The following is a 21,050-nucleotide window of genomic DNA, read 5'->3' as shown; positions in this document are numbered from 1 at the left end:
CTGCATCCGCCTACAGCCGCTGCCACAGGGCCGGGGTGGCGCTCGGCGACCACCTGCCCTGCGCCTGGTGGGTCTGCAGGCACTGGTAGCGGACACCCCCGTGGGTCACGGTGGCGCCCGCCTCGAAGACGCGGCCGGCGGCCCAGCTGACCGCGGTGCCGTTGTCCTGCGGGGCGGGGGTGCCGGCCTGGGCGGCCGCGGTCTTCAGGACGAGCCCGAAGTCGCTGAGGATCGGGTTGATCGGCTGGTAGAAGGTGGTGCCGCCGTCCGTGCAGTCACCCGAGCCGCCGGAGGTCACGCCCTGTGCCTGGGAGCCGGAGAGGTACGGGCCGCCGGAGTCACCCGGCTCGGCGCACACGGTGGTCTCGGTGACGCCCTCCACCGTGCCCTGGGAGTAGCTGACACTCGTCTCGTGCTGCTCGATGGTGCCGCAGTGCCAACCCGTGGTGGAGCCGGAGCGGCAGATCGACGCGCCGACGAGCGCCTGGACCGAACCGGTGACCTGCGTGCGCTGGCCGCCTTCTCCCTTGACGTCGGGCGTGGCGGTCCAGTTGCTGTTGACGCTCACCCAGGACATGTCCTTGCCGGGGAACGTCGAGGCCTCGAAGGTGCCCTGCGCGGCCATGTTGAAGCCGGTGGTCGAGTCGTCGGCGTCGCCGCAGTGGCCGGCCGAGGCGAAGCCCTGCTGGGTGTCCTTGGTGACGGAGAACCCGATGGAGCAACGGGCGGTGCCCTCGATGTAGTAGGCCTCGCCGCCGACGAGGTCCGCCAGCGGCCGCGGCCGCGCCGTCGACACATGTACGCCCACGCCCTTGTTCTGGACGCCGGCGGCCTTGATGAAGGCGGTGGCGGCCGACTTCTTGACCGCCTGGACGACGACACGGTTCGTCGGTACGTCGACGTACCAGACCGGGGTGTCACGTGTGTCCACGCGGGCCGCGGCCTTGTCCAGCTTCTCCTTGACGGCCTTGAGGTCGCTCAGGGGTCGCTTGACGACGACGGCCTTGGCGCCCTGGGCCTGGATGGCGGACACGTCGTCGGCGTGCGTGGTCGCGACGGCGAGTTCGGCGGAGGTCGCTCCCCGCAGCCAGGCGCCCGCGAAGCGCTCGCCCAGGGCGTTGCGCAGGCGACCCGCTCGGACGCCCGCCTCCGCCTCGTTGACCAGCCGCTCGGCCGCCTGCCCCGGCTTCAGCTTCAGGTCGCGTTCCATGGCGCGCACCACCGCGGCCGGCGGCCGGTCGGCACCGAGCGTCTGCGCGGCGACGGACGCGGGTACCGGAGCGGGCGGCGGCGCGGCCGTGGCGGCCGTGCCGGCGCCGGTGAGAACGAGGGTGCCAACAGCGGTCAGGGCGGCGCGGCGACCGAGCGCGTTATGTCTGCCGAGCATGCGATGTACCTCCATCAAGGACGAGTGGGATTCCGACCAAGTGGAGGCCTTGACAGAAAGACCTGAGTCAATGTCAGAAAAGATGATTTTTCGCGCTTTGGGAGGCTCCCTCGGCCGTCATGTGCGCCAGCCGACGGAATGCGCAGACGCGGCACCAGACTTTCATCGTTCGTTTTCTTGAATGATTCGTGTTTAGAGAGGTAGGTTGTGCGCATGACCGCATCCCAGACTCCGACCCCCGCCGAGGAGCTCCGCGGTGCCGGCCTGAGGGTGACGGCCGCGCGTGTCGCGCTGCTCGACACCGTCCGGGCCGGTGACCACCTCGGTGTCGAGGCCATCGCCTCCGGGGTGCGTGATCGCGTAGGTCATGTCTCCCTCCCGGCCGTGTACGAGGGCCTCCACGCACTCACCGCGGCGGGACTCATTCGTCGTATCGAGCCGGCCGGAAGTCCGGCCAGGTTCGAGGGGCGGGTCGGCGACAACCACCACCACGTCGTGTGCCGGTCGTGCGGTGTCGTCGCCGACGTCGACTGCGAGGTCGGCGAGGCGCCTTGTCTGACCGCGTCCGACGACCACGGTTTCGCGATCGACGAGGCCGAGGTCATCTACTGGGGCCTGTGCCCCGACTGTTCCACCGCCAGCAGTGCACCCCCAGCACTGTGATCCACCTAGTTCGGAAGGTTTCCCATGGCTGAGAACCCCGATGCGATCGTCACTGACGCGAAGACGGAGGACACCGGTGGCTGCCCCGTCGCGCACGGTCGCGCCGCGCACCCGACGCAAGGTGGCGGTAACCGTCAGTGGTGGCCGGAGCGGCTCAACCTGAAGATCCTCGCCAAGGACCCCGTGGTGGCGAACCCGCTCGGTGCGGAGTTCGACTACGCCGAGGCGTTCAACGCCCTCGACCTGGCGGCCGTGAAACAGGACATCGCCGAGGTGCTGACGACCTCGCAGGACTGGTGGCCCGCCGACTTCGGCAACTACGGCCCGCTGATGATCCGTATGGCCTGGCACAGCGCCGGCACCTACCGCATCAGCGACGGCCGCGGCGGTGGCGGCCGCGGTCAGCAGCGCTTCGCCCCGCTGAACAGCTGGCCGGACAACGGCAACCTGGACAAGGCCCGCCGACTGCTGTGGCCGGTGAAGAAGAAGTACGGCCAGTCCATCTCCTGGGCCGACCTCATGATCCTCACCGGCAACGTCGCCCTGGAGACGATGGGCTTTACGACCTTCGGCTTCGGCGGCGGCCGCGCCGACGTCTGGGAGGCCGACGAGGACGTCTACTGGGGTCCCGAGACCACCTGGCTCGACGACCAGCGCTACACCGGCGACCGTGAGCTGGAGAACCCGCTCGGCGCCGTCCAGATGGGCCTCATCTACGTCAACCCGGAGGGCCCGAACGGCAACCCGGACCCGATCGCCGCGGCCCGCGACATCCGCGAGACGTTCCGCCGCATGGCGATGAACGACGAGGAGACCGTCGCCCTGATCGCCGGTGGTCACACCTTCGGCAAGACCCACGGCGCCGGCCCGGCCGACGCGGTCGGCAACGACCCCGAGGCCGCCTCCATGGAGGAGCAGGGCCTGGGCTGGAAGTCCACCTACGGCAGCGGCAAGGCCGGCGACGCCATCACCTCCGGCCTGGAGGTCACCTGGACCACCAAGCCCACCCAGTGGAGCAACGACTTCTTCGACATCCTCTTCGGCTACGAGTGGGAGCTCACGCAGAGCCCCGCCGGCGCCAACCAGTGGGTGGCCAAGGACGCCGAGGCGATCATCCCCGACGCCCACGACGCGTCGAAGAAGCGCCTGCCCACGATGCTCACCACCGACCTCTCGCTGCGCTTCGACCCGATCTACGGCGAGATCTCGAAGCGCTTCCACGAGAACCCGGACCAGTTCGCGGACGCCTTCGCCCGCGCCTGGTACAAGCTGACCCACCGTGATCTTGGCCCGAAGTCCCTGTACCTCGGCCCGGAGGTCCCGGCGGAGACGCTGCTGTGGCAGGACCCGCTGCCGCAGGCGGAGGGCGAGGCCATCGACGCGGCCGACGCCGCGGCCCTGAAGGCCAAGCTTCTCGACTCGGGCCTCACGGTCTCGCAGCTGGTCTCCACCGCGTGGGCCTCGGCCTCGACGTTCCGCGGCAGCGACAAGCGCGGCGGTGCCAACGGCGCCCGTATCCGCCTGGAGCCGCAGCGCGGCTGGGAGGTCAACGACCCGGACGAGCTCGCCCAGGTCCTGCGCGTCCTCGAGGGCGTCCAGGCCGAGTTCAACTCCGGCGCCAAGAAGGTCTCCCTGGCCGACCTGATCGTCCTCGGCGGTTCCGCCGCGGTCGAGAAGGCCGCCAAGGACGCCGGCTTCGACGTGACGGTCCCCTTCACGCCGGGCCGTGTGGACGCGACCGAGGAGCACACCGACGCGGAGTCCTTCGCCGCGCTGGAGCCGACCTCGGACGGGTTCCGCAACTACCTCGGCAAGGGCAACCGCCTGCCGGCCGAGTACCTGCTGCTCGACCGCGCCAACCTGCTCACCCTGAGCGCCCCCGAGCTGACCGTCCTCGTCGGCGGCCTGCGCGTCCTCGGCGCCAACCAGGGCGGCTCGTCGCACGGCGTCTTCACCGACACCCCCGGCACGCTGACCAACGACTTCTTCGTCAACCTGCTCGACCTGGGCACGACCTGGAAGTCCACGTCCGCCGACCAGACCACGTTCGAGGGCCGTGACGCCTCGGGCGAGGTCAAGTGGACCGGCACCCGTGCCGACCTGGTCTTCGGCTCCAACTCCGAGCTGCGTGCCCTCGCGGAGGTCTACGCGAGCGACGACGCCAAGGAGAAGTTCGTGAAGGACTTCGTCGAGGCGTGGGTCAAGGTCATGAACCTGGACCGGTTCGACCTCGTCTGACCCGCCCCGAGCAAGACGTCCAGGCCGGCCCGCACGGGCCGGCCTGGACGTTTTCTTTTGACCCACTGCCACCGGCCTCGCCAGCCCCACCATTCACAGAACGCACACCAAGCCCCGCCACTTCTTTATGTTTCAAGCGATAGGGTCGCTCGCGGAAACGGGGGAGTGACCCAGCACAGGAGACTCGGCGTGCTCGACGGCGACGTAGTGGTGATCGGCGGCGGCTATGCCGGCGTGCGTCTGGCAAAGCGGCTCGACACGACGGCGCGGGTCACGCTGGTGGACCGCAAGGAGGTCTTCTTCCACCGCATCGCCTCCCTGCGCGCCGGAGTGCGTCCGGACTGGTCGCACAGCCCGTTCATCCCCTACGACCGGCTGCTGAGCAACGGCCGCGTGGCCGTGGGCAAGGCGGTCCGCATCGACACCACCGAGCGACAGGTGATCCTCGGGACGGGCGAGCGGCTGCCGTACGACGTCCTGGTGATCGCCACCGGCGCCGACTACCCCGAGCCGGCCCGTTTCACCGGCACCACCACGGAGGAGGCGGTGAAGTCCTTCGTCACCCACCAGCAGCACATCGCCGCGGCCGAGCACGTCCTGGTCGTCGGCGGCGGCCCCTCCGGCGTCGAGCTCAGCGCCGAGATCCGTCTCGCCCGGCCCGACGCCCGGGTCACGCTCGCCCACTCCGGGCCGGAGCTGCTGCACTCCACGGGCAGCGCGCGGGCCGGGCGCAAGGCGCGGACCTGGCTGGAGTCGCACGGCGTGCAGGTGCGGCTGGACGCCTTCATGTCCCCCGGCAACGACTTCGGCACCTACCGCGACGCCCGCGGAAACCTCATCGAGGCCGACCGCTCCTTCTGGGCAACCGGCACCACGCCCAACACCCTCTGGCTGCGGCTGGCCGGGCACGGGGACTGGCTGAACGACACGGGACACGTCAAGGTCGACGAGGCGCTGCGGGTGCGGGGGTGGCTGGACGTGTTCGCGGTCGGCGACGTCAACGACGCCACCGACCTCAAGATCACCCCGGCCGCGCTCGCCCAGGCCGACCTGGCCGCCCACAACGTCCGCGCCTACCTGAACAGCTCCGGCAAGCACCGCAAGCGGCCCCGCTTCTACCGGCCGGTCCACCGCACCCCGCTCATCGTGCCGTTCGGCCCGGCCGACGGAGTGACCGTCCTGCCCGTGCTCGGCAGCGAGACAGCGGTCCTCGGCGGCCGCACCACCACCGTCGCCAAGGCGAAGACCCTCATGACGCCCTACATGAGACGGCAGCTCGGCTACACCGCCGCCTGAGCGCAGCCGCAAGGGCCCGCCGAGCGCCGTATCGAAAGCGGGCGTTGAGGGTACTCGGAGCCTCCACCGAGCCCGGCCCGGGCCGTGATGCGAACGGAGGCGTGATGACGCGGAACCCGGAGAGGGCGACACCTACTCGGCGACCTGGGTTTCCCGAGCTGCGCCCGGTGACGCGAGCGCCGGACCAGCCGTCCTGGGAACCGCTGTCGCCGACCCCCCAGGAGCCGCCCCCCGACCGCAGCCAGGCGATTCTCGAGGCGGCGAAGCAGATCGGCGCCCTGCTGAAACGCGAAGGGCACTCATTCGCCCTGGCCGGAAGCGTGGCCGTGTACGCCCACGGCGGCAGCGGCCGTCTGCGGCACGACGCCGACTTCTGCGTACGCCGCTCGGACGCCCGAGCCGTGGCGGACACCCTGACCCAGGCCGGTCTCACGGTGCGCACGCCGCCGGAGGACTGGCTGATGAAGACGACGTGCCTCGGCGAGGAGGTCGACTTCCTCTTCGAACTGGCCCACCGCCCGGTCACCACGGACCTGCTGGCCCGCGCAGAGGAGGTCCCGGTCGACTCGGTGCTCATGCCCGTCCTGGCGCCGACCGATCTCATGCGAGGCCTGATCGAGGCCTTCTCGGAGCACCACTGCGACTTCGGGCCGGTGCTCGCCGCGGCCCGTGCCCTGCGCGAGAAGGTCGACTGGGACGACGTACGCCGCTCCAGCGGCCGGGAGCCGATGCCCGACGCGTTCTTCTACCTCCTCGAACGCCTGAATGTGATCGCCCCGCGGGAGGAGCACCGATGAGCGGCCACGGCGGCACGACGGCTCCCGGCGCGGGTAGCGCGCGGAACCTGGACTACCGCGTCGCCCACGTCGCCGAACACCTGGCCGCGGGGGACCTCGGGGAGCTGGGCGTGCGGATCGAGATCCGGGGCGAGGCGGTGCTGCTGACCGGCACCGTGCCCTCCGAGCGGTGCCGGCTCGCCGTCCTGCGGTTGGCCCGCGAGGAACTGCCGGGCACCCCCGTCCACTGCGACATCGTGGTCGCGGAGGTCTCCGCGCCCGACCACGCCGAGGAGGTCGGATGATCCGGGTCGCGGCCGTAGGGGACATCCACATGGGCCCCGAGAGCGAGGGCACGCTCCGTCCCTCGTTCGAGACCCTGCACGAGTGCGCCGACATCCTGCTGCTCGCCGGGGACCTCACCCGCCACGGCACCCGCGAGGAGGCCCAGGTGGTCGCACGGGAGATCAAGGACCTGGCGGTCCCCGTGGTCGCGGTCCTCGGCAACCACGATCACCACGCCGACTGCCCCGAGGAAGTCGCCGCCGTGCTCCGGGAGGCGGGCGCGCGGGTCCTGGAAGGACAGTCGACCGTGGTCGGCAACGGCGACGCGCGGATCGGAGTGGCCGGTACGAAGGGGTTCGGCGGCGGTTTCGTGGGCCGGTGCGCCGGTGAGTTCGGCGAGCCGGTCATGAAGGAGTTCGTCAGGTACTCGCGTCGGCGGGCCGACAGCCTGCGCGCTTCCCTGGAGGATCTGCGCGGGCAGGACTGCGACGTACGCATCGCCCTGACCCACTTCTCCCCGGTGCCGGACACGCTGGCCGGCGAACCTCCCGAGATCTACCCCTTCCTCGGCAGCTATCTGCTCGCCGAGGCGATCGACACGGTGGGCGCCGACCTCGCGGTGCACGGACACGCGCACCTGGGCACAGAGCACGGCATGACCAGTGGGGGCGTGGAGGTGCGCAACGTCGCACAGCCGGTGATCGGCCGGGCGTTCCACGTCTACCACCTCGCGAGCCCGGACCGGACGGCCCGCGGCGGCGTCGCGAGCTTCACGGAGGGCTGAGCGCGCCCCCCGGTGTGGGCCCGGTGTGGGCGAGGCCACGCCGCTCACCGGCCCACAGGCATGTCCGCCACCGGGGACCAGGGGCTACCGTTTGATGGATTCCCGTTCACCAGATGGATGTCCGGTCGGCATGCAGCCGGCCGTGGGCAAGCCCATCGCCCGTACCCCGGACGGTCCGGCAGTGCTCGCAGATCTCTCCCCGCTCATCGCGGCGACCACCGAATGGCTGACGCGTTCCTACCCGGCGTGCGGCGGCGCCCTGGCCGCTGCCCTGGGCGAGGTGCAGGCCCGCCAGGCAGTCACGGTCGCGGCGTGGCTGCGCTACCCGACGCCGACGGACGCCGCCCTGGTCCACATGGCCGGCACCGGCGGTTCCGCCGCGCTGGACTGGATCACCGGCGCCGACGCGACCGCTCTCGGGCAGTCGGACGACTTCGCCTGGCGCACCTGGGTGGACGAGGTCGTGGCGAGCTGGGCGGCCTGTCTGCTCACCGACGCCGAACTGGCCCGGCGCGCGGTCGCCACGATCGCCGACGGCGGCCGTACGACCGCTGCCCCGATCGATTTCCGGCGCCTGGTGTCACCCGACGCCCACGACCGCGAGGCGGCCGCCCTGCTGCGTCACCCCGACCTCGTGGCCCCGGTGGCGGCCCTGCACCGCACGGCACTCCACGAGCGTCTCGACCCCGGCCCGGCGCTCATCGCCTGAGGCGGACGCGGGCCACCCGAGGGCCGTGCGACCCGAGGGCGCCGTCAGGCCTTCTTGCCCCGTCCCGTCAGCGCGTCGCGCAGGCGGTCGACGAGGCCGGCTCCCGGAGCCAGCAGCTTGTTGGCCGGCGGCTTGTCCGGGGCGAACGGGTGCGGTCGGGTCGGTGCCACCTTCTTGGCCTGACGCACCTTGTCGCCCAGGTCGTCGAGCGCGTCCGGCGGACAGGAAGCGCGCAGCCGCGGGAAGAGGTTGCCCTCCTCGTCGGCGATGTGCGAGCGGACCTCGGTCATCAGCATCCCGATGAGCCGGTCGAACTCGGGGTCGTCCGCGTCGCACCGCTCCAGGTCCTTCATGATCTGCTCGGCCTTGGAGTGGTCCTCGATCTCCCGGTCGGCGAGGGCGTCCCCGCCCGCCACGTGCTGCCGAACGGCCGGGTACAGGTAGGCCTCCTCGGCCACCGAGTGCCGCACCAGCTCCATCGTGACCTGGTCGGCGTACAGCTTGCGGTCCTTGTGACGGGGCGCGAGCCCCTCGATCCGGCCGAAGAGCTCCTCGACCTCGCGGTGATCGGTCATGAGCTCGTCGATGACGTTCCCGCCGTGACCCATGTTCTCCACCTCCAGCCTGGGACGGCGGCCCGGACGGACACGCCGTGGCCATCGAGTGCCCGCGGTGGGCGGGCTCACACGACGCCACCCCGAGCATCCGCGCCGTCACCGCGCGGCCCTAAGGTGCGGGCATGACCTCGCAGGCTTATCTCTCCGAACTGTTCTCCCTCGAAGGCCGCGTCGCCGTCGTCACCGGCGGCAGCTCCGGCATCGGCCGAGCCATCACCGAGGCGCTCGCCCGCGCGGGCGCCCGTGTCGTGGTCGTGGCGCGCAGGAAGGCCGAACTGGCCGCGACGGTCGGCGAGTTGGAGGCCCATGGCTGCCGGGCGGCCTGGGTGAGCGCGGACCTGGGCACGCGGGACGGGGTGCGCGCGGCGGCAGAGGAGGCCGTCGAGGCGTTCGGGGAGCCCGACATCCTCGTCAACTGCGCCGGGATCAACCTGCGGCCGCCGATGGGGGAGCTGGGCGAGGACGTCTGGGACACCACGATGGCCGTGAACCTGGAGGCGCCGTATCTCCTGGGCCGACGGTTCGCGCCCGGCATGGCCGAGCGGGGTTTCGGGCGGATCATCCACGTCAGCTCGCAGCAGGCGCACCGGGCGTTCGTCCACAGCGGTGCCTACGGCGTCTCCAAGGGGGCGCTGGAATCGCTGGCCCGCTCACAGGCGGAGGCCTGGTCGCCGTACGGCGTCACCTGCAACACGCTCGTGCCCGGGTTCGTGATGACGCCCCTCAACGAACGCCTGTCCTCCGACCCGGGGAAGGTCGAGGCGCTCGCCGCCCGCACGATGATCGGGCGCAACGGCCTGGCGGAGGACTTCGCCGGCGCGGCGGTCTTCCTGGCGAGCCGTGCCTCCGCCTACGTCACCGGGCAGTCGGTCTTCGTCGACGGAGGATTCTCGGTGCACTGAGCCCGCGAGCCGTGCGCCGGGTCCGTGGGACCGGTTTCTCAGCGCAGGTCGAGCCGCATCAGGACGCGCGGATGACCGGACAGCACGGATGTCGTGTCGGCGGCGTGGACGAACCCCGCGCGCTCGAAGTTCCTGCGCAGCCCGGCGTACGCCATCGTCAGGTCGACCTTGGCGTCACCGTTGTCGAGCGGGTACGCCTCGATCACCGGCGCGCCCCGGTCACGGGCGAACTCGACCGCGCCGGCGATGAGGGCGTGGGTGATGCCCTGCTTGCGGTGGCCGGGCCGGACGCGGATGCACCACAGCGACCAGACCGGCAGGTCGTCGACGTGCGGGATCTTGCGGTTGCGGGCGAAGGACGTGGCCGAGCGCGGAGCCACGGCTGCCCAGCCGACCGGCTCCGCACCGTCGTGGGCCAGCACCCCCGGAGGCGGATCGGCGTGGCACAGCTCGGCGACGTACTCTCCGCGGGCCGGGCCGCGCAGCTCGTTGTTCAGCTTCGACGGGATCCGATGGCTCAGACACCAACAGACGGTCGCCGTCGGCGACTTCGGGCCGAGGACCGCACGGACGTCCTCGAAGACGGATGCCGGGCGGACTTCTATGGCCATGGCACCACGATGTCACGGCGGCCACGTGAGCGTCGCGTGACCGGTGAGACGGAGTGCTCGTGCGGGGCCCTGACGGGCGTGGGCGGGTCGCCCCGTGTATCAGGCGGTCGCGTGGAACGTGTGCAGTGTGTCCGCGACCTGTGTGTCGGAGACCTGGCCGAAGTCCTCGTACCACTCACCGGCCGCATGGAGGCCCGGCGGTTGTTCGAGGCACACGAGGTCGTCGCACTCGGGGCGGATGGCGGCGACGGTCCGCGGGCTGCCGACGGGGACCGCCAGGATCAGCCGGGCCGGGCGGTGCCGGCGCAGGAAGCGCAGCGCCGCCGTGGCGGTCAGGCCGGTGGTCAGGCCGTCGTCGACGAGGACGACCGTGCGACCGTCGACGGACGGGGGCGGGCGGCGGCCGCGATAGAGGTATTCGAGGCGGTGCAGCTCGTTGCGTTCATGTACGACGACGTCGCCGAGCCGGTCCTCGGACAGATGCATCATCGCCAGGCTCTGCCGGTCGTACAGCGGTGGGTCGTCGGCGACGACCGCGCCGATCGGCGTCTCCGGCCGGATCGGGGTGCTGATCTCGCCGGCGACCAGCACATCCAGCGGCGCGTGCAGGGCACGGGCGACCTCGCAGGCCACGGGCACACCACCGCGCGGCAGGGCCAGCACGAGCACATTGATCAGATCGCCCGAGTCGGCCCACTCGACCAGCCGCAGGCCGAGTTCCTGTCCGGCGTGGGTACGGTCGCGGAATGGCACGGCGCTCCTCCCTCGCGTTCGGCGCAGCCGCCGAGTGCCCTGTGCGACAGACCGCGAAACGAGCCGGGCCCCGGGCCGGAGGCGCCTGATGTGGCTTAGGGCCGCTGCGAGGCGGGAACCCGGGCACCGTCCGTCCCCCCAGTGCCACAGGAGGCCGTCGTGACCGACTCCCAGCACGACCAGCAGAACCCGGTCACCCAGCATCCGCGCCCCGAGTTTCCCGCGCAGGACCAGCCCCACCCCGGATGGACCGGGCCGATGGACCCGCCCCCCGACCACGGTGAGGAGAGCTATCGCGGCGCCGGCCGGCTGGAGGGACGCAAGACCGTCATCACCGGCGGCGATTCCGGCATCGGGCGGGCGGTGGCCCTCGCCTTCGCCCGGGAGGGTGCCGACGTGTTGTTCACCCACCTCCCGGAGGAGGCGGACGAGGCACGCGAGACATCCCGGCTCGTGGAGGACGCCGGCCGCAAGGCGGTCGCCGTCGCCTGCGACATCCGGGACGAGGCCAACTGCCGGGACCTGATCGAGCGCGCCGTCGGGGAGTTCGGGCACATCGACGTCCTGGTCAACAACGCCGCCTTCCAGATGTCCCAGCCCGACGGCATCGAGGCGATCACGACCGAGCAGTTCGACCGGGTCATGCGCACCAACCTCTACGGCATGTTCTGGCTGACCAAGTTCGCCCTGCCGCACATCCCCGAGGGCGGCAGCGTCATCAACTCCACGTCGGTGCAGGCCTACAAGCCCAGCCCGCATCTGCTGGACTACGCGATGACCAAGGGCGCGATCGTGACGTTCACCCAGGGGCTCGCCCAGATGCTGGCCGGACGCGGCATCCGCGTCAACGCGGTCGCCCCGGGCCCGGTGTGGACCCCACTGATCCCGGCGACGATGCCCGACACGGTCGAGTTCGGCAAACAGAGCCCCTTGGGCCGCCCGGCGCAACCCGCCGAGCTGGCCCCCGCGTACGTCTATCTGGCCTCCCAGGAGGCGGGCTTCATCACCGCGGAGATCCTGAACGCGACGGGCGGGACGCCGCTGCCGTAGCCACCGGGCCCGCACGAAACGCCGCCCGAAGCCGCGTGTGACCGGCGCCCGGCTGGGTACTGCGGCGCGCATGACAGGCATCGAACTCAAGAGTTCCGCGTTCGACGACCAGGCGATGATCCCGCGCCGGTACGCCAAGGAGGGCGAGAACCTCTCCCCGCCCCTGACCTGGTCCGGGGTGCCCGACGAGGCGGTGGAACTGGCCCTGCTGTGCGAGGACCCGGACGCCCCGTCGGGGACGTTCGTCCACTGGCTGGTCACCGGTATCGATCCGCACGCCGACGGACTGCCGGCCGGCCGGACCACCGCCGGCAGCCACCCGCACCGGAACGGCTACGGGGAATCGGGCTGGGGCGGACCCCAGCCCCCGGTCGGTGATGACGCGCACCGGTACTTCTTCCGGCTCTACGCCCTCCCGGGCCCCGTCTCCATCCCGGAGGAGGCGACGGCCGGCGAAGCCCACCAGGTCCTCGACCAGCAGGAACTGGCCAGCGGGACACTCGTCGGGCGGTACCAACGCTGACGACCCATATTGGTGACGATTCAACTGTGGCCGGTACGCCGGGCTGCGTTCGCGCCACTCAGAGCGCATGGTGGTGGCATGAGCACGCGTCCCCTTGTGGTGGTGTCGCCGCCGGAGCCGGACGGCGGGCGTCAGGTGACGATCCGTGGCGAGCCGACGGGCACCGCGTACAGCCTGTTCGACGTCATGGACCTGGTGCATCGCGCGGGCCTGCCCGGCGAGGACCGGGCCGTCGACGACCCCGACCTGATCGAGTGGCGTGGCGGCGGGCCGTACGACTGGAACGGCACCGACACGTCCGACCCGGCGGACGAGTGAGGGCGAGTGCCACCCTGCCAACTCTGAGGTTCCCGTCGAAGAGCCGCTGACCTTCACTGAAGGCGGCAAGTCCGAACGGACCACTACTTCACGGGGACACACATGAACCGCAGCAAGAGCATCGTCACGGCCGGCCTGTCCGCCACCCTGTCCGCCCTGGCCCTCACCCTCGGCGCCCTGGCCGCCCCGGCGCAGGCGGCGCCGGGCGACGCCGCGACCTTGGCGGGCACCGTCGACTGTGACGGCTGGGTGCACAACAACAACCCTGACCACGGCATCGCGGGCTGCCAGAACAACACCGACCGCACCGTCACCTTCCGCGCCGAGATCGTCTGCGGCTGGGCCCCGGACGTCTCCGGCCAGTGGGTGACGCTGGCGCCCGGTCAGTACGGCGAGTCGTCGGGTGTCTGCGCGATCTACAGCTCGGGCGTGGGCAGCGTCGGCTGGACCATCCAGTGATCGCCGGCCGGGCCCTTCGGTGACGACCGAGTCCGGTGGGGTGTCCGATACCGACTGGCGGGGTACGCGGCGACGGACGGAAGGGGAGACCCATGCAGTTCCGGGACCGCGCGGAGGCCGGGCGGGAGCTGGCGGCGCAACTGCGCCTGCGCCAGGAGAAGGGCATCCTGCCGGATCCCGTCGTGCTCGCACTGCCGCGCGGCGGCGTAGCGGTCGCCCGGGAGATCACCCGGGCGCTGCAAGCCCCACTGGACGTCCTGGTCGTACGCAAGATCGGGGCGCCGTTCCACGAGGAGTTCGGGGTCGGCGCGGTCGCGGGCGACGGCCCCGTGCTCTACGACGAGCACACGCTGTCCCGGCTGGGGCTGAGCGAGGCCGACCTGGCGCCGGTGGTGGAACGGGAGCGCAAGGAGCTGCGCCGACGCGAGGAGCGCTATCGGCAGGGCCGCCCGGCTCCGGAGCTGCGCGGCCGTACCGCTGTCGTCGTCGACGACGGTGTGGCGACCGGCTCCACCGCACGCGTCGCGCTGCGTGCCGTACGCCATCAGGGCCCCGAGCGGCTGGTGCTCGCCGTACCCGTCTGCGCTCCGGAGGCGGCCGAGGAGCTGCGCCGGGAGGTCGACGAGTTCGTCTGTCTGCATCAGCCGCCGCTGTTCAGCTCGGTCGGCGAGTGGTACGAGGACTTCCGTCAGCTCACCGACGCCGATGTGCTGGCGGCGCTGCGGGGCGACGACTGAGGTTCACCCCAGGGCGGCGGGCTTCCTGAGGGTGAGCGCGCCGTCCGGGCCCAGGGTGACGTGGACGCCGTAGCCGATCCGGTCGAGGGTCGTGTGCAGCCAGCCGCGGTCCTTCTCCGGCGCCGGCTCCAGGCGCATGCGGCGGGCCAGCAGGGGTTCCATGCGCAGGTCGGTGAGAGCGCCCGTGTCCGCGGCGAGCGTGACGAAGTAGGCGATGCGCAGGTCGTCGCGGTACTGCTCGTAGCCGGGGATGCCCTCGTAGTCGTCGATGAAGTCGCCGCAGCCGTGCAGGATCAGCCGGTCGCGGTAGACCTCGACGGCGCGCGGGTGGTGCGAGGAGTGGCCGTGCACGACATCGGCGCCGCCGTCCACCAGGGCGTGCGCGAAGTGGCGCTGGTCGCGCGGGACGGGGTAGCCCCAGTTGGAACCCCAGTGCACGGACACGACCACGAGGTCGCCGGCCCTTTTCACCCGCCGTATGCGGCGCACCGCGGCGGCGGCCGCGGCCGGCGACAGTTGGGGGACGTGGGCGACACCGGGCAGCTCCGCCGTCGCCGCCCAGCTCGCCGGGATGCCGCTGTCGCCCGCGCCCAGGGCGAAGACCAGCAACCGGCCGCCGTGGGGGAGCGGCAGCGCCACGGGCGCGTACGCCTCCTCGGCGCTCCGCCCGGCGCCAGCCGTCCGCAGACCCGCCCCGTGCAGCACGTCGAGCGTCTCCTTGAGCCCTGCGCGACCGAAGTCCTGCACATGGTTGTTGGCCAGCACGCAGACATCGGGCCGGGCCACCGTGAGGGCGGGCAGGTTGGCCGGATGCATGCGGTAGTGGACCGCCTTGCCGGGCTCGAACGCGTCACTGCGCGTGACGGACGTCTCCAGATTGACGATCCGGGCGTCCGGGTCGCTCGCCTCCAGCAGCCGGAGCGCCTCGCCCCACGGCCAGGACGGGTCGACCGGCGCCGGGATCGGTCCGCTGACCGACTCCGCCATGGTCACGTAGGAGCGGGCGTCCGTGACGTACCCCTCCCGCAGCACCGGGTCGCCGGGCCGGGCCAGGATCTGGTCGACACCGCGTCCGAGCATCACGTCGCCGCAGACGAACAGCGTCACCGTGCCGCCGCTCATGTCTCCACGGTACGAGCACGTGCCGACCCGGGGGAACGCCCACGCGCGCGCTTCACCCCGCCCCTCATACGTCCACGGTCACCGCGCAGGACCACCCGTAGGGACCCGGCCCGATGCTCAGCCCGTGCCAGCTGATGTCCTTCGGAGTGGCGCCGGTGACCTGCACGTCCGTCAGTTCGGCCAGGGCGAGCCGCACGTCCAGATCGCCCTCCGTGACGTCCGCCTCCAGGTCGACCGGAACCCGGCCGTCCACGTCGAGACGCACGACGACCTCGTCGAGCAGGGCGGTCAGCAGCCCCTCGTCGCTGTCCTGCGCCAGCCGTACCCGCTCCACCGAGGTCGGCCGCACCGCCGTGACATCGGCGAAGCACTCCGCCACCCCCAGCGCGGCCTCCACCAGACAGCGCTCCCGGCTCACACCCCAGGCCTCGATCCGTACGTCATCCGTGTGCGGCACCGCCCGATGGCCGCTGTCGCCGCGTCGCCGCGCCTGGATGTCGTCGTCCGTGTCACCGACCATCGGCACCACCTGATCCGCCGAGCCGTCCCCGAGGAGTGCTACACGGATAGGGGTACCCGAGACGGGGCACCGCGTACCGCCGGGACCGAAGGAGCCGACATGCCGGACATGGAGCTGGACGAGGCACGGGAGCGGTTCGCCACGGCGTCCGTCGCGCGGCTGGCGACGGTCGACCCCGAGGGCCGTCCGCATCTGGTGCCCGTCGTGTTCGCGGCGAGCGGCGACGAGATCGTCACCGCAGTGGACGCCAAGCCGAAGCGGTCGCAGGGGCTGAAGCGGCTGCACAACATCGCCGTCCGTCCGGCCGTCTGTCTGCTGGCGGACGAGTACGACGGCGACTGGGACCGGCTGTGGTGGGTCAGGGCGGACGGCGGCGCACGGGTCCTGCCACCCGATACGGCCGACGAGGCGGTGCGCGGCGAGTACGCCCACGCGGTCGAACAGTTGCGGCGGAAGTACCCCCAGTACCGGCAGGAGCCTCCGACAGGGCCGGTGATCGTGATCACCGTCCTGCACTGGAAGGGCTGGCGGGCCGCACCGGGCGTCGGCTGAACCGCGGCCGCGGTAATCCACAGGCACGGACCCATTGACCTTGACCATCCACGAACATAATCTCCGTCCTCATATGTAGACGACGTCTTCATGTGAGGACCCCATTCAGTGGGGTGAACGTAGGCGGCCGGCGTTCAAAGGAGAACTGACATATGCCGCTCGTGGTGGTCGGGATCAGCGTGCTGGTCCTGCTCGTCCTGATGACCAGGCTCAAACTGAACGGCTTCGCAGCCCTGCTCCTGGTGGCCGTGGGTGTCGGTCTGGTGCAGGGAATCGGGCTGGAGAAGATCCCGGACGTGCTCGCCGAGGGCATCGGCGACCAGATCGGCGACACGATGCTCACCATCGGCCTCGGGGCCATGGTCGGCCGGGTGATGGGGGATTCCGGCGCCGCCCAGCGCATAGCAGGCAAGCTCCTGGAGGTGTGCGGGCCCCGCTGGGTCCAGGTCGCCATGGTGCTGACGGCCATGCTCATCGGCGTGACGATGTTCTACGAGGTGGCCTTCGTCATCATCGTGCCGATCGCCTTCACCCTCGTCCGGGTCACCCGGGCGAACCTGCTCTGGGTGGGGCTGCCCATGTCGATAGCACTGTCCACCATGCACAGCTTCCTGCCGCCCCACCCCGGCCCCACCGCGGTGGCCGCCACCTTCCACGCGTCCGTCGGACTCACCCTGTTCTACGGCCTGTTCATCGCCGTCCCGGTCGGCGCGTTCATCGCCCTGCTGTGGCCGCGCCTGCCCTTCGTCCGGGCGATGAACCCGTCGATCCCCAAGGGCCTGGTGAGTGAGCGGGTCTTCGAGGACGACGAGATGCCCGGCACGGGCTGGTCGCTGTCCGTCGCCCTGCTGCCCGTGGTGCTGATCGCCGGTGCCGCGGTGACCGATCTGGTGGCCTCCGGCGACAGCGGCCCGCTGCACTTCGTCGCCTTCATCGGCTCCGCGCCGATCGCCCTGCTGCTCACCCTGCTCGTGGCCGTCTGGGCCTTCGGCCCGCGCGTCGGCCGCAGCCTCGCCGAGGTCGGTGCCTCGTGCAAGGAGGCCGCCCAGGCGATGGCGATGATCCTGCTGGTCATCGGCGCGGGTGGCGCCTTCAAGAACGTCCTCGTCGAGGGCGGGACATCCGACTACATCAAGGACGTCACCGACGGCTGGTCCATCTCCCCGATCATCCTGGCCTGGCTGATCGCGGCCATCCTCCGCGTCGCCCTCGGCTCCGCGACCGTCGCCGTCGTCACCGCCTCCGGCGTGGCGCTGCCGCTGCTCGCGGGCAGCGGAGTCCACCCCGAGGTGATGGTGCTCGCCGTCTCCTGCGGCTCGATCGCCTTCTCCCACGTCAACGACCCGGGCTTCTGGATGTTCAAGGAGTACTTCAACCTGTCCGTCCTCGACGCCATCAAGGCACGCACCACGTACACGACGGTGCTCGCGATCCTAGGCCTGGGTGGCGTACTGGTCCTGGAACAGGTCCTCGACTCCCTCAGCGTCTGACCCCCTGCCCGCCCTCACGAGAACGGCACTTCCCCTCATGACCCAGCCCGTCGTCACCCGCCTCTCCGTGTATCCGGTCGCCGGCCGGGACTCGATGCTCCTCAACCTCTCCGGCGCCCACGCCCCGTACTTCACCCGCAATGTCGTCGTGCTGGAGGACTCCGAGGGCCGTACGGGTCTTGGCGAGGTGCCCGGCGGGGAGAGGATCACACAGACCCTGCGGGACGCCGCACCCCTGGTCGTCGGCGCCCGCGTCGGTGACTACAAGAACGTCCTGCGCGCGATCGGGGCGACGTTCGCCGACCGTGACGCGGGCGGTCGCGGCGCCCAGACCTTCGATCTGCGCGCGACGGTGCACGCCGTCACCGCCGTCGAGTCCGCCCTCCTCGACCTGCTCGGGCAGCACTTGGAGGTGCCGGTCGCCGCCCTGCTCGGCGACGGCAGGCAGCGCGACGCCGTACGCGTCCTCGGCTACCTCTTCTACGTCGGCGATCCGGACCGCACCGACCTGGACTACGTCCGCGAGCAGGACTCGGCCGTCGAGTGGTACCGCGTCCGGCACGAGGAGGCGCTGACCGCCGAGTCCGTCGTCCGGCAGGCCGAGGCCGCCTACGACCACTACGGCTTCCGTGACTTCAAGCTCAAGGGCGGTGTCCTGCCCGGCGCGGAGGAGGTCAGGGCCGTGACCGCGCTCAAAGAACGCTTCCCGGACGCGCGGATCACCCTCGACCCCAACGGCGCCTGGTCCCTGCGCGAGGCCGTCGAACTGTGCCGCCCCCTGGTCGGCACCCTCGCCTACGCCGAGGACCCCTGCGGGGCCGAGGGCGGCTACTCGGGCCGGGAGATCCTCGCGGAGTTCCGCCGCGCCACCGGCCTGCCCACGGCGACCAACATGATCGCCACGGACTGGCGCCAGCTCACCCACGCCCTGGCCCTGCAGTCGGTGTCCATCCCGCTCGCCGACCCGCACTTCTGGACCATGCAGGGCTCGGTGCGCGTCGCCCAGCTGTGCAACGCGATGGGACTGACCTGGGGCTGCCACTCCAACAACCACTTCGACATCTCCCTGGCGATGATGGCCCACTGCGGAGCCGCCGCCCCCGGTGAGTACAACGCCCTGGACACGCACTGGATCTGGCAGGAGGGGCTGGAACGGCTCACCGTGGAGCCGCCCAGGATCACCGGCGGCGAGGTCGCCGTGCCGGACACGCCCGGACTCGGCGTCGAACTGGACATGGACCAACTCCTCGCCGCACACGAGCGGTACCAGGAGAAGGCTCTGTCGGGCCGGGACGACGCCGTCGGCATGCGGTACCTGATCGAGGGCTGGACCTTCGACGCCAAGCGGCCCTGTCTCGTGCGCTGAGTGCCGCGAGGGCGCCGCCGTGCAGAAACAGCTCCCGCGTCAGCCGGAGATCGACCGGTTCAACGCCGAGGCGCGGGCACTATCGTGAGGCCATGTACACGACGCGCGTCTCCCGGCATGTGAACTCCACGCGCGCGGCCGTCTACCGCGCTCTGCTGGACGCGGACGCCGTCGCGAAGTGGCGGGTGCCGGACGGTATGACCGCGCGGGTGCACGAGTTCGACGGCAGCCAGGGTGGCGCGTTCCGGGTCTCGCTCACCTATGACGTGTCGGCCGGCACCGGTAAGTCGGACGCGCGGACCGACACGTACCACGGCCGTTTCGTGCGGCTCGTGCCCGATGAGCAGGTCGTCGAGGAGGTCGAGTTCGAGACCGGCGACCCCGCCCTGCGCGGCACGATGACGATGACCACCACGCTCACCGATGCCGCGGGCGGCGGCACGGACATCCTGATCGTGCACGAGGGGATCCCCGACGTCGTGCCCGCCGAGGACAACGAGACGGGCACCCGAATGGCCCTGGACAACCTCGCCCGGCTCGTCGAGTCCGGGTGAGGGTGATCCCGTCGGAAAGACCGAACGACCACCACAACTGCCCCGGCGCTTACCTGATCTTTGCCTGTAGTTCGCCGCGCGTATGAAAGCGCTCGCTTCCATGCGGAAGTATGGACACCGAACTGCTGTCAGGGCTACGCGTCGACTACACCGACCAGGACGACCCCGTGCTGATCCGGCCGGACGGCAGCCCGGTGGACACCTGGCGCGAGAACTACCCGTACGAACAGCGCATGGAGCGCCCGGAGTACGAGTGGCACAAGCGGCTCCAGCAGATCGAACTGCTGAAGCTGCAGGGCTGGGTCAAGGAGACCGGCCGCCGGCTCGTCGTCGTCTTCGAGGGACGGGACGCGGCCGGCAAGGGCGGCACGATCAAGCGGTTCACCGAGCACCTCAACCCGCGTGGCGCCCGGGTGGTGGCGCTGGAGAAGCCGACCGAGCGTGAGCGCGGGCAGTGGTACTTCCAGCGGTACGTCGAGCATCTGCCGACCGCCGGCGAGATCGTGCTGTTCGACCGGTCCTGGTACAACCGGGCCGGCGTGGAGCGCGTGATGGGTTTCTGCAGCGACGACGAGTACCGGCGTTTCATGCGGCAGGCCCCCGCCTTCGAGCGGATGCTGGTCGACGACGGGGTGGACCTGATCAAGTTCTGGTTCTCGGTGTCCCAGGGCGAGCAGCGCACCCGTTTCACCATCCGCCAGGTCGACCCCGTACGGCAGTGGAAGCTCAGCCCCATGGACCTGGCCTCGCTGGACCGCTGGGACGACTACACCGCCGCCAAGGTCGCGATGTTCCGGGAGACCGACACCGAGCACGCGCCCTGGACGGTGGTGAAGAGCAACGACAAGAAGCGGGCCCGCGTCGAGGCCATGCGCAGCGTGCTCGCCCGCTTCGACTACAACGACAAGGACGACGAGGTCGTCGGTACGCCCGACCCCCGCATCGTCGGCGCGGCCGCCGGTCTGCTGGAGGCGGGCGAGGACGACATCGGGCACCAGAACTGACCGTCGCCCGTCCGTGCGCTAGGGCCTGTCCGGCGGATCAGGTCGGCTCAAGGCAACGGCGAACCTTCCAGCCGACCCGAGCGGGGTCTGGTGCGTGCAGCTGCAAGGCGGGGGAGGGAGTCGACGCGATGGGGGTCCCCCCGCTCGAGCGAAGTCGAGAGTGGGGGAGTCGGCGACCGACGACAACGCGGCAGATGTGCGTGCCAGGCCCCGCGACGCCGGCATGATCCGCCGGACAGGCCCTAGTGAGCTGGTTCGGAGATGCGTGAGCAGTAGCGGCAGATGCGGTCGATGATCTGGTCGGCGGTCTTGGTCCACTTGAACGGCCGGGCCT

At 71.1% G+C, this 21,050-nt stretch carries 24 protein-coding genes; 18 read left to right on the top strand and 6 right to left on the bottom strand.

All coding sequences use genetic code 11. The annotated features are described in order from the left end of the window. Nucleotides 1-10: 10 nt before the first annotated feature. Nucleotides 11-1,387 carry an alpha-lytic protease prodomain-containing protein gene (locus ACZ7NC_RS39100; RefSeq protein ID WP_471495888.1) on the bottom strand — a complete coding sequence of 459 codons (1,377 nt, stop codon included), beginning with the start codon at nucleotides 1,385-1,387 and terminating at the stop codon, nucleotides 11-13. 213 nt (nucleotides 1,388-1,600) lie between these two features. Here ACZ7NC_RS39100 and ACZ7NC_RS39095 point away from each other — a divergent pair, with 213 nt between their 5' ends. The 7 genes from ACZ7NC_RS39095 to ACZ7NC_RS39065 all read left to right on the top strand — a co-directional run bounded on the left by ACZ7NC_RS39095 (nucleotide 1,601) and on the right by ACZ7NC_RS39065 (nucleotide 8,138). Further along, entirely contained in the window at nucleotides 1,601-2,050 is a 450-nt protein-coding gene (locus tag ACZ7NC_RS39095; RefSeq protein ID WP_471495886.1) for a Fur family transcriptional regulator, read from the top strand. 24 nt (nucleotides 2,051-2,074) lie between these two features. Then, complete coding sequence (gene katG / locus ACZ7NC_RS39090; protein ID WP_471495884.1) at nucleotides 2,075-4,288, top strand: catalase/peroxidase HPI; 2,214 nt, start codon at nucleotides 2,075-2,077, stop codon at nucleotides 4,286-4,288. Nucleotides 4,289-4,477: 189 nt separating this feature from the next. Beyond that, a complete protein-coding gene (locus ACZ7NC_RS39085) occupies nucleotides 4,478-5,584 on the top strand; it encodes an NAD(P)/FAD-dependent oxidoreductase (protein ID WP_471495920.1) in 1,107 nt (368 codons plus the stop codon). 104 nt (nucleotides 5,585-5,688) lie between these two features. Beyond that, nucleotides 5,689-6,381, top strand: coding sequence for a nucleotidyltransferase family protein (locus ACZ7NC_RS39080; protein ID WP_471495882.1), 693 nt, complete (start codon nucleotides 5,689-5,691; stop codon nucleotides 6,379-6,381). Next, nucleotides 6,378-6,665, top strand: a complete 288-nt coding sequence (locus tag ACZ7NC_RS39075; RefSeq protein ID WP_471495880.1) for a BON domain-containing protein — start codon at nucleotides 6,378-6,380, stop codon at nucleotides 6,663-6,665. The genes ACZ7NC_RS39080 and ACZ7NC_RS39075 overlap by 4 nt, the downstream gene beginning before the upstream one ends. Next, a complete protein-coding gene (locus tag ACZ7NC_RS39070; protein ID WP_471495878.1) occupies nucleotides 6,662-7,429 on the top strand; it encodes a metallophosphoesterase family protein in 768 nt (255 codons plus the stop codon). The genes ACZ7NC_RS39075 and ACZ7NC_RS39070 overlap by 4 nt, the downstream gene beginning before the upstream one ends. Before the next feature lie 181 nt (nucleotides 7,430-7,610). Next, nucleotides 7,611-8,138 carry a hypothetical protein gene (locus tag ACZ7NC_RS39065; protein WP_471495918.1) on the top strand — a complete coding sequence of 176 codons (528 nt, stop codon included), beginning with the start codon at nucleotides 7,611-7,613 and terminating at the stop codon, nucleotides 8,136-8,138. A gap of 44 nt (nucleotides 8,139-8,182) precedes the next feature. On the opposite strand, the gene ACZ7NC_RS39060 is transcribed toward ACZ7NC_RS39065, so the two are convergent. Further along, nucleotides 8,183-8,746, bottom strand: a complete 564-nt coding sequence (locus ACZ7NC_RS39060; RefSeq protein ID WP_471495876.1) for a hemerythrin domain-containing protein — start codon at nucleotides 8,744-8,746, stop codon at nucleotides 8,183-8,185. 131 nt (nucleotides 8,747-8,877) lie between these two features. Here ACZ7NC_RS39060 and ACZ7NC_RS39055 point away from each other — a divergent pair, with 131 nt between their 5' ends. Next, the gene (locus ACZ7NC_RS39055) at nucleotides 8,878-9,657 is read left to right on the top strand and encodes an SDR family NAD(P)-dependent oxidoreductase (RefSeq protein WP_471495874.1); all 780 of its coding nucleotides are present in this window, start codon (nucleotides 8,878-8,880) and stop codon (nucleotides 9,655-9,657) included. A 38-nt stretch (nucleotides 9,658-9,695) separates the two neighbouring features. Here ACZ7NC_RS39055 and ACZ7NC_RS39050 read toward each other — a convergent pair whose 3' ends face one another. Both ACZ7NC_RS39050 and ACZ7NC_RS39045 read right to left on the bottom strand, forming a co-directional pair. Next, entirely contained in the window at nucleotides 9,696-10,268 is a 573-nt protein-coding gene (locus tag ACZ7NC_RS39050; protein WP_471495872.1) for a GNAT family N-acetyltransferase, read from the bottom strand. A gap of 99 nt (nucleotides 10,269-10,367) precedes the next feature. Then, entirely contained in the window at nucleotides 10,368-11,021 is a 654-nt protein-coding gene (locus tag ACZ7NC_RS39045; RefSeq protein WP_471495870.1) for a phosphoribosyltransferase, read from the bottom strand. A 159-nt stretch (nucleotides 11,022-11,180) separates the two neighbouring features. Between ACZ7NC_RS39045 and ACZ7NC_RS39040 the strand changes: the two genes are divergently transcribed. The 5 genes from ACZ7NC_RS39040 (at nucleotide 11,181) to ACZ7NC_RS39020 (ending at nucleotide 14,108) form a co-directional block, all read left to right on the top strand. Then, complete coding sequence (locus tag ACZ7NC_RS39040) at nucleotides 11,181-12,071, top strand: SDR family oxidoreductase (protein ID WP_471495868.1); 891 nt, start codon at nucleotides 11,181-11,183, stop codon at nucleotides 12,069-12,071. A 70-nt stretch (nucleotides 12,072-12,141) separates the two neighbouring features. Further along, nucleotides 12,142-12,594: a YbhB/YbcL family Raf kinase inhibitor-like protein gene (locus ACZ7NC_RS39035; protein WP_471495866.1), complete on the top strand. Its 453-nt coding sequence runs from the start codon at nucleotides 12,142-12,144 to the stop codon at nucleotides 12,592-12,594. A gap of 78 nt (nucleotides 12,595-12,672) precedes the next feature. Next, nucleotides 12,673-12,912: a hypothetical protein gene (locus ACZ7NC_RS39030; RefSeq protein ID WP_471495863.1), complete on the top strand. Its 240-nt coding sequence runs from the start codon at nucleotides 12,673-12,675 to the stop codon at nucleotides 12,910-12,912. A 102-nt stretch (nucleotides 12,913-13,014) separates the two neighbouring features. Beyond that, nucleotides 13,015-13,371, top strand: coding sequence for a hypothetical protein (locus ACZ7NC_RS39025; protein ID WP_471495861.1), 357 nt, complete (start codon nucleotides 13,015-13,017; stop codon nucleotides 13,369-13,371). Between the two features lie 92 nt (nucleotides 13,372-13,463). Beyond that, on the top strand, nucleotides 13,464-14,108 hold the full coding sequence (locus ACZ7NC_RS39020) for a phosphoribosyltransferase (protein ID WP_471495859.1): 645 nt from the start codon (nucleotides 13,464-13,466) through the stop codon (nucleotides 14,106-14,108). Nucleotides 14,109-14,111: 3 nt separating this feature from the next. Here the strand turns inward: ACZ7NC_RS39020 and ACZ7NC_RS39015 are convergent, their stop codons facing one another. Continuing rightward, a complete protein-coding gene (locus tag ACZ7NC_RS39015; protein WP_471495857.1) occupies nucleotides 14,112-15,230 on the bottom strand; it encodes a CapA family protein in 1,119 nt (372 codons plus the stop codon). 64 nt (nucleotides 15,231-15,294) lie between these two features. Then, on the bottom strand, nucleotides 15,295-15,750 hold the full coding sequence (locus tag ACZ7NC_RS39010) for an archease (RefSeq protein ID WP_471495855.1): 456 nt from the start codon (nucleotides 15,748-15,750) through the stop codon (nucleotides 15,295-15,297). A 99-nt stretch (nucleotides 15,751-15,849) separates the two neighbouring features. Between ACZ7NC_RS39010 and ACZ7NC_RS39005 the strand changes: the two genes are divergently transcribed. The 5 genes from ACZ7NC_RS39005 (at nucleotide 15,850) to ppk2 (ending at nucleotide 20,716) form a co-directional block, all read left to right on the top strand. Continuing rightward, on the top strand, nucleotides 15,850-16,302 hold the full coding sequence (locus ACZ7NC_RS39005; protein WP_471495853.1) for a TIGR03668 family PPOX class F420-dependent oxidoreductase: 453 nt from the start codon (nucleotides 15,850-15,852) through the stop codon (nucleotides 16,300-16,302). A 152-nt stretch (nucleotides 16,303-16,454) separates the two neighbouring features. Continuing rightward, nucleotides 16,455-17,792 (top strand): gluconate:H+ symporter, encoded by a 1,338-nt coding sequence (locus ACZ7NC_RS39000; RefSeq protein ID WP_471495851.1) that lies wholly within the window; start codon nucleotides 16,455-16,457, stop codon nucleotides 17,790-17,792. A 37-nt stretch (nucleotides 17,793-17,829) separates the two neighbouring features. Further along, nucleotides 17,830-19,158, top strand: a complete 1,329-nt coding sequence (locus tag ACZ7NC_RS38995) for an enolase C-terminal domain-like protein (RefSeq protein WP_471495849.1) — start codon at nucleotides 17,830-17,832, stop codon at nucleotides 19,156-19,158. Nucleotides 19,159-19,250: 92 nt separating this feature from the next. Next, the gene (locus ACZ7NC_RS38990; protein ID WP_471495847.1) at nucleotides 19,251-19,712 is read left to right on the top strand and encodes an SRPBCC domain-containing protein; all 462 of its coding nucleotides are present in this window, start codon (nucleotides 19,251-19,253) and stop codon (nucleotides 19,710-19,712) included. 110 nt (nucleotides 19,713-19,822) lie between these two features. Beyond that, nucleotides 19,823-20,716, top strand: a complete 894-nt coding sequence (ppk2, locus tag ACZ7NC_RS38985) for a polyphosphate kinase 2 (protein ID WP_471495844.1) — start codon at nucleotides 19,823-19,825, stop codon at nucleotides 20,714-20,716. Nucleotides 20,717-21,050 lie beyond the last annotated feature (334 nt).

Source organism: Streptomyces sp. NPDC111802, from assembly GCF_055634335.1.
Note: the sequence above shows the minus strand (reverse complement) of the source record. Positions and strands in the feature narration are given on the sequence as shown.